Origin of the sequence: Flavisolibacter ginsenosidimutans (assembly GCF_007970805.1) — a bacterium.
GTDB lineage: Bacteria > Bacteroidota > Bacteroidia > Chitinophagales > Chitinophagaceae > Flavisolibacter > Flavisolibacter ginsenosidimutans.
Genome location: NZ_CP042433.1, coordinates 1 through 15,442 on the forward strand (window position 1 = coordinate 1; position 15,442 = coordinate 15,442).

Genomic DNA, 15,442 nt, shown 5'->3' on the forward strand with positions numbered 1-15,442 from the left:
ATAGATAGAATCATTTAATAAAGACTTTACATCAAACAATAATGGTTTCATAAAGGCTTAAAATGTTTTCAAATTTAATTTTTTTAAGCATAAAGATCCCTGAAGCCTTCTACCATTGCGAATAGACAAAACAGTTTTTTATGGTTATTCGTCATAAAAAATTTATACGGTTGTCATTTGGAAAATGATAAAATACTTTCAGCATTGGACAAACTGAGTAAAATAATTACGCATCGGCTCTTCTACATTTGTTTAGAAGCAGAGCCGCAAATAATTTGGTTACAATTAATAAACTAACAGTTCAAAAGGCACATGATTGTGTTGAAATATTAAGTCGATTCTAGTTGTTCAAGGGATTTTATCCAGAGCCCAACAAATTTGCCAGACGTCTTCAAAAGGAATCCCATTCATCCTATTAATTGAACTCAAATGCTATTAATTCACAGGTTGTAAAATTTTTTACGATAAATTTTTAAACCATGTATTATGAAAGAATTATTTACACTACTTAATTTTTTTTTCTCGTGGCTTGGTTCAAAAAAAATTAGGATGTCTAAAAAAAATCTTTTTGTTTATTTCTTCATTTTAGCACTTTCAACCACGGCTCTGGCTCAGCATTCCGTTACAGGTACGGTCAGGGACTTAAAAGGAGAGCCACTATCAGGAGTTAGCATTAATGTAAAAAATTCCTCTATCGGAACAACATCTGATAAAAACGGCAGTTATTCCATTTCAGTACTTGACCAAAATAGTGCATTGATATTTAGTATGATTGGATTTACTACTCAAGAAATTAATTTGAATGGACGAGCATCTGTTGATCTCACGCTGGCGGGAAAAACGTCAAATCTAAATGAAGTAATCATAACAGGTTATAAGACACAGGACCGGACAACTCTTACTACATCTATCTCAAAACTGGACATAAAGGTTTTGGAAAATATCCCTTTCCAGAACCTTGCAACTGGTATGCAGGGTACTATGGCGGGTGTAGTCGTACAAACAACCAGCGGTCAACCGGGTGCTGCTCCGCGGGTTATAATACGTGGAGGCACGTCCATTAATAATCCTAATGGTTCATCTCCCCTATATATTGTTGATGGAGTGATCCGCGATCTTAATGATCTTTCACCGGATGATGTGGAATCTATTCAGGTTTTGAAGGATGCAGCGGCGACTTCTCTCTATGGTGCCAGAGGGTCGAATGGTGTGGTATTGGTGAAAACGAAATCAGGAAAGCCTGGTAAAACCCAGGTGACTTATAAATATGATTTTGTGAATTCTGAAACCATGCATACTTATGAGTTTCCTTCAGCAAGAGATTACATCGAAACAACCAGAAGAGGATTCATGGCATCAGCTGTATTTGTTCCGATTAGGTTAACTAATCTGGGTCCTACTGTTACCGCTTCAGCAGGCGTAGGGAATGATTTAACAAAGAATACTTTGTGGACACCTCAATACCTTACACCTCAGAATCAGTATAAATTGAACGAAGGCTGGGAGTCAATGACCGATCCATTTGATCCCACCAAAACAATCATTTTTAAGGATACCGATTTTCAACCGTTGTTATATCAAAAAGGGAAGTCACATAATCATTATATATCTGTGTCAGGGGGTAACGATCGAGCAACCTTTAATATGGGCGCTGGATATATGTACGCTCAAGGAGTTATTAAAACAAGCGATTATAACAGAACAACATTTAACCTGAACGGAGATTTGAAAGCGAATGATAAATTATCATTTACAGGCAGGGTGGGATATCAGCGTAGTGGCGATAATCACATTGCCCCTGTTGGAAACAATGCCTCTTCAAAGATATACAGCGCTGCCTCACACTGCAAAATATCGTTTTGAAGACGGAACAATTGCACCGGGTTTTAATACTTCCTGGGCAATCCGGATTATTACCTTCCCATATGGGATAATAAGGGAGATGAATTAACAAATGATAGATTAACGTTGTCCATCGGCTCACACTTTGAGATTTTGCCTGGCCTTTCTTTTGATCCACTTGCGTCATTGTATATTAATACTAGCAATACAAACACTTTTTTACCTCAGTACTATAATGGAACTGCGCTGATCACCACAAGGGTGATGTCCGCTGGTTACAATTCGTTTAGACAAAAACAGGTTGATGCAATATTCAATTACAAAATGCAGTTTCACCGTGAGCACAGTATAAGTGCATTAGCAGGCTTTGCGTATGTTGGAAGTAAAACTTATAATCTCTCCGCTTCAGGGCAGGGTGCCGCAACAGATAATATTCAAACCTTGAATGCTGCAACAACGCGTAATTCAATTAGCAGCGCAGTTAGTGAAAGGCTTATATTATCATACCTGTATAATATTGATTATAATTTCAGGCAAAAGTATCTACTTACAATTAACGGCCGATATGATGGCGCTTCCAATTTAGGTGAAAAGCACCAGTGGGGATTTTTTCCCCGGAATATCAGGCGGATGGAATATATACAAGGAAGATTTTTGGAAAGCACTGGCTATTCATGACAAGTTACGTTTGAAGTTAAGAGCAAGTTATGGTGTAAATGGAAATCTCGGACTTCTGGGAGATTACACAGCACAGGGTAGTTATGCTTCAGGAGCAGTTTATGGTGGAGCCTCAGCCATTCAAAATACAGTTTTGCCAAATGCAGATCTAAGATGGGAACAATCGAAAACGCTGGACTTTGGAGCGGATATCGGTATTTTTAATAGTAGGGTTAATATATTATTCGATGTATTCAGAAGGGTAACTGATAATCTTGTAACCACGTTGAATTTGCCGCCGTCCACAGGCTTTGGAAGTATTTTGACAAACTATGGCAGTTTGGAAGGTAAAGGAATTGAGCTGGAATTAAACGGAAGATTTTTTCCGGCATCTTCTGCTTTTCAATGGGAAACGGCTATAACTTTTACAAAAACAAAAAACAAGATATTAAAGTTACCCTTTAACGGCGTGGAAAAAAATAGGGTGGGTGGAGAATTGTTATGGGATGCATCCACAAAATCATATGTATGGAAAGGAGGACTGCAGGAAGGTGGAACCATTGGAGAGTTGTTTGCTTACAAAGCCCTAGGAGTTTACGCGACAGATGCAGATGCAGCCGCTGGTCCCCAGGATCTTGCTTACGTAAATGGAGTTGCCAACAATTTTAAAAGAAGCGGCGGGGATGTTATTTGGCAGGATACAGATGGTAACGGGACCATCGATGCAAGGGACCGCGTATATATCGGCAACATTTATCCTACAATGTTTGGCGGAATACATAATTATTTCACTTATAAAAACATCAGCTTAACCGTACGAATGGATTATACATTAGGCCACAGTATTGAAGATCAGCTTTCCAAAACATTTGATCAAAATGGTGCAGGTGATATAAGTATGACAATTAATATGGTTAAAAATGGATGGAAAAAACAGGGAGATGTTACTACTGTTCCTCAATATATGTGGCTTGACCCAAAGCAAAATATAGGAAGGGGTTCCAGCGCGTATTTTCTAAAAGGTGACTTTCTAGCTTTAAGGGAAATTACGTTGAGTTATACCGTACCAGCAAGCGTGATGAAAAAAGTTGGAATGAATAGTTTGCGGTTAAATCTTACGGGTAACAACCTTCACTATTTTTCGAAAGCAGGCCTTCTCGGAGGCGTGGTTCCAGAGGACGGGGGGGTAGATAACGGACGTTATCCATTATCACGAAATTTTATTTTCGGGGCAAGTCTTTCGTTCTAATTTAATCAATCACTCATCATGAAAAAATTATTTGTAATACTGTCTTTTGCAGGATTTATTTCTATAGCTGTTTCATCGTGCAATAAAAAATTAACAATCGAACCAATAAGCTCTATTACGGCAGCTTCATTCTGGAAAAATGAAAATGATGCGCAGGCGGGCCTAACAGCTATGTATGTCGGACTAAGGTCTCAGGCAGGGCTTTCGGGTTCTTTTCAATACAATAATTATTTTTTGGGGGAGGCTAGAAGTGAGATCATGACTTATGGGACAGCAGGTTCGACAGGCTTCGATATTTATTACCAAAACAGCTTAACTGCTAATAACGCTGGTCCATCATGGGTGGGATATTATTCGATCATAAATGCAGCAAACTTGGTATTAAAATATGTACCCGACATAACGTTTCAGTCAGGTGCTGTTAAAAATAATCTTTTGGCACAAGCTTATACCATGCGTGCATACGTCTATTTCATTATGGTCAGGACCTGGGGCGACCTTATCATAAGGACGGAGCCAATGGAATCATTTAATCCGGAAGAAGTCCAGAAGGAAAGGTCTCCAAAAGAAGAAGTTTTTAAATTAATAAAAGCCGACTTGGAAAAAGCACTTCAGCTTTTTCCAGATAATAGTTTTCCAGCAGGAAGATTTCGCTGGTCAAAACCTGCGTCTAATTCTCTTAAAGCGGAGGTTTATTTATGGACCGGCAAGCTTTTAAACGGGGGCTCGCAAGATTTCACGACTGCCCTCACTGCACTTAATGATGTACAAACTGCTTCCAGCTTGTCGTTACTTCCAAATTTCGCTGATGTATTTGACTATAATAAAAAGGGAAACAATGAAATCATAATGAGTATAAGATTGGCTGATGGAGAGGGTGTACAAGGATATACAGGCCTTATGTATGGCTTCATTGTTCCCGCCTGTACACCCCAGGCCACCAAGGATCTGCTAGGGATAACAACAGGTACTAATTCAAACCATGCCTGGCAATTATCTCCAGCGGCAAGGAATGCATTTACGAATGATGATCTGAGGAAAGCTGCAACATACGTGGATCTGTATACGTATAATTCTTCGTGTGCACAAACAGGATATCTAGCGACAATTACATTAAAATTCAGGGGAACAGTAATTGGCGGGGTCAGGTGGTTTTATGATGATATTATTCTTTATAGGTATGCAGATATTTTATTATTGAAGGCTGAGGCAAAAAATGCTTTAGGCCAGGATCCAACACCGGAAATGAACATGGTCAGGCAAAGAGCGTACGGTTCAAATTTTTCTGCCCATTCTTTTGTAAATGGAACAAAGAATCAGAATGACGATGCTATTTTGAAAGAAAGATTATTGGAGCTAATGGTCGAGGGTAAGCGTTGGTGGGACCTTGTTCGTTTTGGGAAAGCATTTCAGTTAGTTCCATCGCTACAGAGTAGGGCAGGGCAGGATTACTTACTCTTGTTTCCCATATCAAATGCAGTGCTGGCAGTGGAAACTAAAGTCAAACAGAATCCGGGTTATTAAAATGATGAAAAAAAATTCAGAGTTGTTTTTATCGAATAAAGCCGCCCAATAATATATTAATTATTTGAATACAATTCAGTTCAATCGTGTCATTAGGTTTGCGACTGTGTTACATTAAGATATTTGATGAAGGGATTAAAGAAACGTTCAAAATAGTATTGACTATTGGTAAATTTCGTAGTGTTTATGGCATCTTAGGCTTTTAATTTTACGTTAGCCTTACAAGCATTATTCCGGCGCAGATTTTTTAAAAATTGAGAAATCATTTTCCCGGATTATTTTTTTTCATTAAAACATAAAAAATGAATTCCTGGCCGAAATCATCGGGCATATTAAAAGATAATGAACAGTGGATACCGGGAGGGGTTGTATCGCTGAACCGTAAATCGGATCCCAATATTTGTTTTACTAAAGGAAAAGGGAGCCACGTTTGGGATATAGACGGGAATGAATATATTGATTACCAGTCGGGGTTTGCGGCTGCATTTCTTGGGCACAATGATCCGGACGTTAATGCTGCGGTAAGCAATGCTATCGTTGATAATAGAATTTTGATGGGGGCCGGCCCTACAGATAATGAAGGAAAATTTGCCGAACTATTTTGTAAATGCGTTCCATCCGTTGAAAAAATTCAAATTACAACAACCGGTTCCGAAGCTACTTACCATGCGATAAGAATTGCCCGTGCTGTAACACGCCGTGATCACATCATAATAATACAGGGTGGGTACAACGGATGGCACAATGATGTGGCAGCAAATGTCATCAGTACAATCAATGATGTTGGGCCAAGGGTAAGCCCTGGCGAATACCCTTTTGATTCACTGTCTGCCGGAATACCAAATGTTCATAAATCATTGGTCCATATTATCAATTTCAATGATCCGGATTCTGTGCTTTATGTGATAAAACGGTACCCCGTTGCATGTATAATACTGGAACCCATCCTGCAAAATATTGGAATCGTTAAACCAGCCGAAGGTTATCTTGAATGGTTAAGGAAAACAGCAGATGAAAATAATTTTCTTCTCATTTTCGATGAGGTTAAGACAGGGTTCCGGCATGCATTGGGAGGATATCAGAGTCTTTGCGGAGTAACTCCAGACCTCAGTTCATTTGGAAAGGCAATAGCAAATGGATATCCGATGGGGGTTATTGGCGGCAAAAAAATGTACATGGATTACTTTATACATCCTGATAAGGAATACCGTGCACTCATCGCCGGCACTTTCAATGCACATCCCATCACAACAGTCGCAGCTTTAGCCTGTCTTGAAAAACTTTCATCAACTGAGTTTGGGGTTTATGAACATGTGGAAAAGCTGGGAGCCATGTTAGATAAAGGATTTAATGAAATTTTTCAAAAATTAGATACACCCTTTTTTATTGCACGCCAGGGGTCTGCTTTCTGTGTGTACTTTATGGATCATGCTCCGTTGGATTTTCATGATATTGCTCTGAATAATAATTTTTTACTCGATAAGGAATACCGCATTAATTTGATCCAAAGAGGGATTTATCAATTCCCGTTACCTATTAAGCAGGGAAGCATTTCATTTGCCCACTCAGTTTTGGATATTGAAAAGACATTGGAACAAACAAAAGAGGTTGTATCCATTTTAAATGGAAAAATCTAACAAAAATGAAGATCACTTCTATAGAAACATTTGTCTGCAACGCCAGGATGCGCAACTGGATTTTTGTAAAAGTAGTGACAGACCAACCGGGATTGTGGGGCTGGGGTGAAGCAACGCTGGAATGGCATACCCGGTCGGTTATTGGGGCAATTGAAGATATCTCGGAGTTAATTGTTGGTGAAGACCCTACCCGGATCGAGTATATCTGGCAAATGATGTATCGGCAGCATTTCTGGCATGGCAATAATGTTGTACGCGGCACGGCTATGAGTGGTATTGATATCGCCTTATGGGATATTGCCGGAAAGATTCATAATGTACCCTGTCATCAGCTATGGGGCGGTCGGGTGAGGGATTATATAAGATTGTACTGTCACCTTGGTGGCGGTAAGATGGAAGACTTTTATCAAACGCAGGCCGACGATGCAAATCGGTTTGCAGAACTTGCTTTGTCTGCTGTGGAAGAAGGATTCACTGCCTTTAAATCCATGGCGGTACCCGGCACAATGCCACTTGAAGGGCTTCGTCCGGTGAAATATGCTGAGGCATGTGTGAAAGCCATGCGTGAAGCTGTAGGAGATGATATTGATATTATGGTTGATTGCCATGCAAGACCGTCACCTGCCATGGGCCTTCAATTTGCCAAAGCGCTTGAACCTTATGGATTGTATTTTTTTGAGGAGCCTTGCTGGCCGGAAGTTATGGATGATATTGCTCAGATCCAGCGGTCGGTTAAAACTCCCATTGCCACGGGAGAACGGTTGGTTGGCATTCATGCTTTTCGTGAAGTATTCGAGAAAAGAGCTGCAAGTGTGATTCAGCCAGATATTACCCATTGTGGTGGTTTAAGTGAGGTAAGGCGTATAGCAGCAATGGCAGAAGCCTACCGGGTATCCGTTGCACCCCATAACCCCCAGGGGCCGGTAAGTACGGCTGCTTCAATTGAATTTGGATTTTCTTCGACGTCTTATGTTATTTGTGAGAATGTACATAATGATGTTCCCTGGCGTAGCGATGTGGTTACAGAAAGTTATTCTGTAGAAAAGAAAGGAAGAAAAGTTGGACCTAATGTAAAGCCAGGCATAGGTATCGAAATAAATGAAAAGGAGGTAAAAAAACATCCATTCCAACAAGAAGTTTTACAGCGGATATTTTATGAGGATGGAAGTGTGGGTGATTGGTAATTGTAAATAATTCTTGATGGAAAAATTATTTGTAAATAAAATGGTAGTGATTAGCGGCGGTATGGGTGATATTGGGCGTGCTATGGCAATTGAATTTGCAAAACACGGGTCAAATATTGCGCTTTGTGACTTAAAGCCTGATCATGCTGCTACAGAATTTCTGGATTCTCTTAAACAATATAATGTTTCATGCACCTATGCCCAGGTGGACGTGACTGATGCTGCGTCAGTTAAAGAGTGGATAGATGCTGTAGAACTAAAACAGGGAATCCCGGAAATTATAATTGCAAATGCAGCAACGGTAACCCTCGCTTCTTTGTATGAAATCACTCCCGAGGAATGGAACAGGGAATTGCGGGTTAACCTTGATGGTGCATTTCATATAACACAGATCGGCACTGCAAAGTTGCTGCAACATAAACTACCTGGCAGGGTTGTATTTATAGGAAGTTGGGCCGGATATACGCCGCATCCTCATATCCCTGCCTATTGTGTTTCCAAAGCCGCAATGCGGATGTTATGTAAATGCATGGCACTTGAACTCGCTCCCCATAATATTCTCGTGAATGAACTTGCTCTCGGATATGTTGCGGCCGGTTTATCCGGAAACATATGGAAACAAGACTTGGAATTGGAAGAGAAAGCCCGATCCAGGGTACCTGTTCAAAAAGTTATGAGCGCTGAACAGGTGGCATTACAGGTAATTCAATTGTGTCATCCTGGAAATGAACACATGACCGGCAGCACAATTTTAATGGATGGCGGACTATCACTACTGTCTTAATAATATAAATACATGGTGCTACCTTCAATACAACATCCTTCTTTCTCAGGGCTTATTGGAATATCAAGTGCAGACATAACTCCGCCGGTGGAAATATATTCGAGGAACTGGGGTGCCTCAGAATATGATGTTGCAGAAGGTGTTCATAGTCCCCTTATACTTGTTTGCAATACTTTTCAATCTTCAAAAAATGATAAGCCTCTTGCTCTAATTTCTCTTGATTTGGGATTTTTTAAGGATTCAGAAGATGAATTATTTCTTCGCAGTGGCGTTTTACAAGCTCTGTCAATGTATCCGGCACAACTAATGATATGCTTCTCCCATACGCATGCCGGCCCGGGGCTAACAAGGTCGGACATAGCGAAACCTGGAGGTGATCTTATAACGCCATACTTAGAACAGGTACAGGAAAAAATTATCGTTGCAATTCAAAAAGCATTAGCAGAAGCGGTTCCTGCAACACTTAGCTGGCAATATGGCAAATGTAATCTTGCAAAGAACAGGGACCTGTTCGAAAAGGAAAAAAACCGGTTTGTTGTTGGTTTCAACCCTCGTAAAAACAGTGATGAAACACTGCTTGTAGGAAGGATCACAAACGATGAAAATATAATATTGGGAACGATAGTGAATTATGCCTGTCATCCGACAACACTTGCATGGGAAAACCGTTTGCTGTCTCCCGATTACGTGGGAGCCATGCGGCAAAAGGTCCAATCAGAAACGGACGCCCCTTGTTTGTTCCTGCAGGGAGCATCAGGAGAGTTAGCTCCAGCCGAGCAATATACGGGTGATGTAAAAGTTGCAGAGAAACATGGCCGTCAGATTGGCTATTCGGTATTAGCTGTACTGGAATCTATGATGGGTCACAACAAACAATTATGCTTTGAGAGGGTAGTAGAGTCTGGCGCACCATTGGCGGTGTGGAAGCAACGTGATTTTTCGCCTTCAAAAGCAATCTCAGGACAAATAACCTATATAACGATACCTCTTAAATCATTGCCATCACTTGCTGAAATAGATCAACAACTAAATGATTGCAGTGACCGTGTGTTGCAGGAAAGATTGTGGAGAAAACGAAATGTCAGAAAAAGTGTTGGCGACGGTGAAAACGCCTCTATGCCACTCTGGGTATGGCGGCTTGGCGATTCCCTATTATTCGGACAATCAAATGAGACTTATTCTGATTTTCAACAGCAGTTGCGCAAGGAATTTTATCCGGACGCTGTAGCTGTAATGAATGTTGTTAACGGGCACATTGGATACTTACCACCAGCTGACCTTTACGATAAGGATATTTACCAGGTATGGCAGTCACCCTTTAAAGAAGGGTCCCTCGAACTGTTAACCGAAATGGCTATTGATGCTGCAAAAAAAATCAGGAAATGAAATTAGACCTTACATTTTTGGACGCAGCGATCTTTTTGCTGTATATTATTTTAGTCTTTGTCGTGGGTATCTATACTTCACGAGGAGTAAAACGGACAAAGCGGGATTATTTCCTGGCAGGCGATAAACTTCCATGGTGGATGATCGGTGGAAGCATCATTGCAGCAAATATCAGCAGTCATCATCTTGTGGGTGCCATGGGTGTAGCATACAACAGGGGATTTGTTGCTATTGCCATGGAATGGGGTGCAATTCTCATTGGATTCAATGCCTTGTTATGGATTTTTCTTCCCTTTTATATCCGGAACGGATTTTATACAATGCCGGAATTTTTACAGAAGCGGTTCGGTGCAGGTGCAAGAATGACGTATTCGGTATTGGTGCTGTTAACCTACATACTTGTAGAGATAGGTGCTGTGCTTTATCTTGGCGCACTTTCACTTCATTCTTTATTGGGCATTCCAATTATCACAAGCGCTCTTGTTATTTCCGTTGCAACCGGGATATATACGATCGCAGGAGGATTAAAAGCCGTCATTTGGACAGAAATGATGCAGTTGGGAGTTTTAGTATTGGGAGGAATGGTATTGTCTATTGCAACCATCAATGCGGCAGGCGGTCTTCCGACTATAATTGAATCTTCAAAAAACTGGCACATCATACTTCCTGCAAATGATCCCGATTTTCCCTGGACAATGTACCTGGGTGGAACGTTATGCATAAGTGTTTTTTATTGTGCAACAAATCAGTTCATCGTGCAGAGAACACTTGCAGCAAAAAGCGAGTGGCATGCAAGGATAGGAATTATTTTTGGCGATTATCTCAAATTCCTCGTTCCCTTGATGATAACCATACCTGCGTTGGTGGCGCCAAAATTATTTCCGGTACTGGATAAACCCGATCTCTTATTTCCAACACTTGTAAAAAACCTTTTGCCTGCAGGATTGGTCGGACTCGTGATGGCGGGATTGATTGCCGCGGTCATGTCACATCTTTCCGGCGCTATTAATTCATGTACAACAATTCTGACAATGGATATTTATCTTCCCTATATAAACAAAAAAGCGACTGACTCACAATCAGTAAAGTTTGGCAGAATTTCCGGCGTGCTTATTATTGCTTTGAGTATCCTTTGTACTATTCTATTGATTGAACATTCCGACAAACCAGTGTTCTTATACTTGCTAAGCGCTTACGGTTTATTTACTCCCGGAATTGCTGCTATGTTCCTATTAGGAATATTATGGAAACGAACCACCCATGCTGGTGCATTAACAGCAGGCATTTTAACCATACCGCTATCATTTTTAATTGAATATTTATTTCCCAATATGCCGTTTATGAATCGCACCGGTATTGTATTCTGGAGCTGTATACTGATGTGTGCTGGTGTCAGCCTTTTGACAAAACCAAAATCGGCGAAAGAGCTTGTAGGTATGATTTGGAATAGGGCAAGTCTTCAATTATTACCTTCTGAAAGGATTCAGCAAAAAGGGATGAGAAATCCTTTCATATGGTGGGCGATTATCACTGGGATGGTACTATTCTTTTATGTAAGATATGCCTGAACAGATTCGAATTCATTTTCACTTCAACCGGAAGATCGCATGAAGCTGATATAGTTTCTGTAATCGTAAACAATAAACTTAAATTAAAGAAGACCATACTCATCATCAGTAAGTGCAAACATGTGAAGCGAGGACTTGTTATTCGAAACAAGAATTTATCAGAGATCTTGTGTAGCCGATAAGGAGACTGGACTCTCTGTTTATGAGCGCCGGAAAATGTCTGTGGTGTGTTTAAGTGTATAATGTCAAAGAAAGTGGACCGGTGGATGGTGATTATTAGGGAGGTTTTTGTTTGTTTAAGTTAGGTGAGTAGTTTTTTTGTAAGCAAAAGGGCTCGGATTAATCATTGTTTCTCAAGAAGGTAAAATCGTCTTCTTTGTTTGACGGTTTGCTCTTAGTTTTTTCTCTTCGTTTCAGGTTCTGTTCGCGTTTTTCGAAATACACATTGGCGGGCGTGACGTTATCAAGCAATTCGTGATAACGCTGGTAGTTGTGATAATGCTTAAAGCTTTTCAATTCTTGATTTAGTTCTTCGGGACAATAGTAATGATCCAGTTGTATCACTTTTTTTAACGAGCGGTGACAGCGTTCAATCCTCCCTTGGGTTTGAGGACGCATAAGCTTTCCATGCACGTGCTTTCCATCAACGGTTTTTAGGTATTGCTTTAACTCCGAGGCTACATAACAATCACCGCTATCCAAGAGTAGTTTGACATTTGGCAAGATTGCAGATTAGCTTTCAACATCGTTCGTTCCACAGTGCGCAGCACATCTTCTGCTTTAATAGTTTTACAAAGCTCCCAGGGAACTGTAAAGCGGCTGTAATCGTCCAGGATGGTGGAGAGGTAATAACAACACTTGCCTAGGCATTGCACCAACAAAGAATTGATTCGGAGTTGATTGGTCCCCTCAACAAAGAACAGATCGGTCAGGCATTGACGGCACTTGCTTTTGATGCGCTCAATATTCTGCGCGAATTAGAAGGATGAATGCTGATTTAAAAACCCAAATCTTTCAAAAAGAGTTTAAAAATTATGCTTGCTTTCGTGCAACCGAATCCCGAATCACCAAGCTTCCTTTCACCACCACGGTTTTGTATTCTTTTGTTTCGCCGGCAATTTCATCCACCAACAACCTCACGGCTTCTTCCACCATTTCTTCGGTTGAATGTTCCCAGGTTGTTAGCGAAAACGACGGCCAGGCCGAGACATAAATGTTGTCGCAACCCGCAACGGAAACATCATTCGGAATGCGCAGGCCCATCTTGCGAATGCCTTCCATCGCACCAATAGCAATGATGTCGTTTGCACAAAAAATGCAATCAATCTTCTCTCGTCTCGACATCAGTTCCTGCGCCAGTTTAAAACCGCTTTCGTAGCTGTACGCGCCTTCCTGCACCACCCATTTTTTGATGCCTCTTTCTTTCAGCACGTCTTCAAATCCACGCTTGCGGTTGATGTTTGTAGATGATTTGGTTTCACCCGAAATAAAGGCAAAGGATTGATGTCCCATGCCGGTGAGATAAGTTGCCATTTGCCGGCCGGCTAAATAATCGTCTCCGTAAACCGCGTTGTGTTTAAGGTTGTCAACATAGCGGTTAAAAAGCACGACGGAAATATTGTGGCGTGAAAAGCGTTCCGCTTCGGTTGAACCCAACAGGGCATCGGTGATAATGACGCCTTCCACACTATAATGCAAAAGTTGATTGATTTCTTTTTCCTGAATCAATTCATTCTCTGCATTTATTAGAATCAGGTGATATCCTTTCAACGCCAGGTGATGGTAGAATTTTGAAAGTGCCGACGTGTAAAAAGGGTTCTGAAAATTGCGAATAACAATGCCAATCAGTTTTGTCTTTTTCGTGCTTAAACTGTAAGCGCCGGTGAAGTTGACCACTGTTCGCCGGAATAAGTTGACCGGGTCTCGCCGCTCCAAATTGACCACCTCACGCCGGAGCAAATTGACCACGGAAAAGAAGAAGAAAAAGTTTCTGTGATTCGGAACCATTCGTGCTAAGTTTTCTAATAAAACTCGGCATGCATGGCAAACAATCCGGTTCGCATGAGCAAAATCAGACACATCCTGCAATTGCATCACCAAGGACGCAGCAAGCTCCAAATCGCTGCCCAAACAGGCATCGCCCGCAACACGCTAAAGAAGTACTTAAAACAGTTTACTGAGAGCAAACTAACCTTCCACGAGATCAGTGAGCTAAGTGACAAGGACCTCGAAGAACTGTTTGTAAAACCACAGGAGCAACCCATTAGCGAGAAGCTACAAACGCTGTTTTCTCTCTTTCCCTCCATTGACAAGGAACTGAAAAAGAAAGGCATGACCAGGCAGTTGCTCTGGGAGCAGTACAAAGCCGTTCATCCCGATGGTTTTGGTGTCTCACAGTTCAAGCATTACTACGCTCGGTGGAAGGCGCAGGTCAATCCGGTGATGCGCATGGAACACAAAGCCGGCGACAAACTCTACGTGGACTTTGCCGGCGACAAGCTCAGTGTTGTTGATCCGGTGAGCGGTGAGATAAAAGCCGTGGAAGTGTTTGTTGCTATTCTGGGTGCAAGTCAACTAACGTATGTGGAAGCGGTGGCCTCGCAAGGCAAAGAAGATTTTATCGCAGCGTGTGAGAACGCCATTCACTTTTGCGGCGGTGTGCCTCAAGCTATTGTACCGGATAATTTAAAATCAGCCGTCACAAAGAGCAGCAAGTATGAACCCACACTGAACGAGACCTTCCTTGACTTTGCCCAGCACTACAGCACAACCATTCTTCCGGCAAGGTCCTATCGTCCCAGAGACAAAGCCCTGGTGGAAAACGCCGTTAAAATCGTGTACTCACGCATCTATGCAAAGGTTCGGGCCCGTGTTTATCACAGCCTCGAACAGCTCAATGCCGCCATCAAAGTAGCGCTGGAAGAACACAACAATGCCCATCTAAAAGGCCGCAACTACAGCCGTCGGCAGCAGTTTGAAGAAGTGGAAAGGGCAGCCCTGATGCCATTGCCGCCACTTCGCTATGAACTGAAAAAATGCTTGTATGCCACGGTGGCCAAAAACGGTCATGTGGCCCTGAGTGCAGACAAACATTACTACAGTGTACCCTACCGCTTTATTGGCAAAAAAGTGAAGCTGCTCTTCTCCCGTCACTCCGTGGAGATCTACTACAACTACGAACGCATTGCCCTGCACACAAGGGCACGGCTTGCCTATCACTACACCACAGACAAAGAGCACCTGGCCTCCGCCCACCGCTTTGTCGCCGAATGGACACCCCAGAAGTTCATCTCGTGGGCAGAAGCCATCCACGAGGATGTGAAGCTGTATATTTTAAAAGTGCTTCAGCGCAAGCAACATCCCGAACAAGCCTACAAGTCCTGTGTGGGCATTTTAAGTTTTGCAAAGAAGATCGAAAAAGAACGGTTGATCAAAGCCTGTCAGCGGGCCTTGGGCTACGGCGCCTATAACTACAAAACCATCCAAACTATTTTAGAAAAAGAGCTGGACAAAAAAGACCCGTCACCAGAAACAGAACAACTCTCCATGCCTTTGCACGACAACATCCGCGGCGAACATTACTATCAATAAATCACATCAAAAACAAACAA

12 protein-coding genes are annotated in these 15,442 nt (G+C 41.7%); 10 read left to right on the top strand and 2 right to left on the bottom strand.

Translation table 11 applies throughout. From position 1 onward, the window contains the following. The first annotated feature begins 486 nt into the window (after window positions 1-486). From FSB75_RS00005 to FSB75_RS00045, 9 genes are all read left to right on the top strand, one after another. On the top strand, window positions 487-1,863 hold the full coding sequence (locus FSB75_RS00005; protein WP_146781191.1) for a carboxypeptidase-like regulatory domain-containing protein: 1,377 nt from the start codon (window positions 487-489) through the stop codon (window positions 1,861-1,863). A gap of 105 nt (window positions 1,864-1,968) precedes the next feature. Next, window positions 1,969-2,520, top strand: a complete 552-nt coding sequence (locus FSB75_RS00010) for a hypothetical protein (protein ID WP_146781194.1) — start codon at window positions 1,969-1,971, stop codon at window positions 2,518-2,520. Further along, window positions 2,429-3,748, top strand: a complete 1,320-nt coding sequence (locus tag FSB75_RS00015) for a TonB-dependent receptor domain-containing protein (protein ID WP_146781196.1) — start codon at window positions 2,429-2,431, stop codon at window positions 3,746-3,748. Before FSB75_RS00010 ends, FSB75_RS00015 begins: the two co-directional genes overlap by 92 nt. A gap of 18 nt (window positions 3,749-3,766) precedes the next feature. Then, a complete protein-coding gene (locus tag FSB75_RS00020; protein WP_146781198.1) occupies window positions 3,767-5,272 on the top strand; it encodes a RagB/SusD family nutrient uptake outer membrane protein in 1,506 nt (501 codons plus the stop codon). A 302-nt stretch (window positions 5,273-5,574) separates the two neighbouring features. Then, entirely contained in the window at window positions 5,575-6,909 is a 1,335-nt protein-coding gene (locus FSB75_RS00025) for an aspartate aminotransferase family protein (RefSeq protein WP_146781200.1), read from the top strand. Window positions 6,910-6,914: 5 nt separating this feature from the next. Next, window positions 6,915-8,093 (top strand): galactonate dehydratase, encoded by a 1,179-nt coding sequence (gene dgoD / locus FSB75_RS00030; protein ID WP_146781202.1) that lies wholly within the window; start codon window positions 6,915-6,917, stop codon window positions 8,091-8,093. Between the two features lie 16 nt (window positions 8,094-8,109). Continuing rightward, a complete protein-coding gene (locus FSB75_RS00035; RefSeq protein WP_146781204.1) occupies window positions 8,110-8,877 on the top strand; it encodes an SDR family NAD(P)-dependent oxidoreductase in 768 nt (255 codons plus the stop codon). 12 nt (window positions 8,878-8,889) lie between these two features. Beyond that, entirely contained in the window at window positions 8,890-10,263 is a 1,374-nt protein-coding gene (locus FSB75_RS00040; protein ID WP_146781206.1) for a neutral/alkaline non-lysosomal ceramidase N-terminal domain-containing protein, read from the top strand. Beyond that, window positions 10,260-11,831, top strand: a complete 1,572-nt coding sequence (locus FSB75_RS00045; protein ID WP_146781207.1) for an SLC5 family protein — start codon at window positions 10,260-10,262, stop codon at window positions 11,829-11,831. Before FSB75_RS00040 ends, FSB75_RS00045 begins: the two co-directional genes overlap by 4 nt. Window positions 11,832-12,170: 339 nt before the next feature. Here FSB75_RS00045 and FSB75_RS00050 read toward each other — a convergent pair whose 3' ends face one another. Together FSB75_RS00050 and FSB75_RS00055 are read right to left on the bottom strand one after the other, a co-directional pair. After that, window positions 12,171-12,464 carry an integrase core domain-containing protein gene (locus tag FSB75_RS00050; RefSeq protein ID WP_394345173.1) on the bottom strand — a complete coding sequence of 98 codons (294 nt, stop codon included), beginning with the start codon at window positions 12,462-12,464 and terminating at the stop codon, window positions 12,171-12,173. A gap of 399 nt (window positions 12,465-12,863) precedes the next feature. Then, window positions 12,864-13,838 (bottom strand): substrate-binding domain-containing protein, encoded by a 975-nt coding sequence (locus FSB75_RS00055; RefSeq protein ID WP_172623019.1) that lies wholly within the window; start codon window positions 13,836-13,838, stop codon window positions 12,864-12,866. 54 nt (window positions 13,839-13,892) lie between these two features. Between FSB75_RS00055 and istA the strand changes: the two genes are divergently transcribed. Continuing rightward, entirely contained in the window at window positions 13,893-15,422 is a 1,530-nt protein-coding gene (gene istA, locus FSB75_RS00060; RefSeq protein ID WP_227990569.1) for an IS21 family transposase, read from the top strand. The last annotated feature ends 20 nt before the right edge of the window (window positions 15,423-15,442 follow it).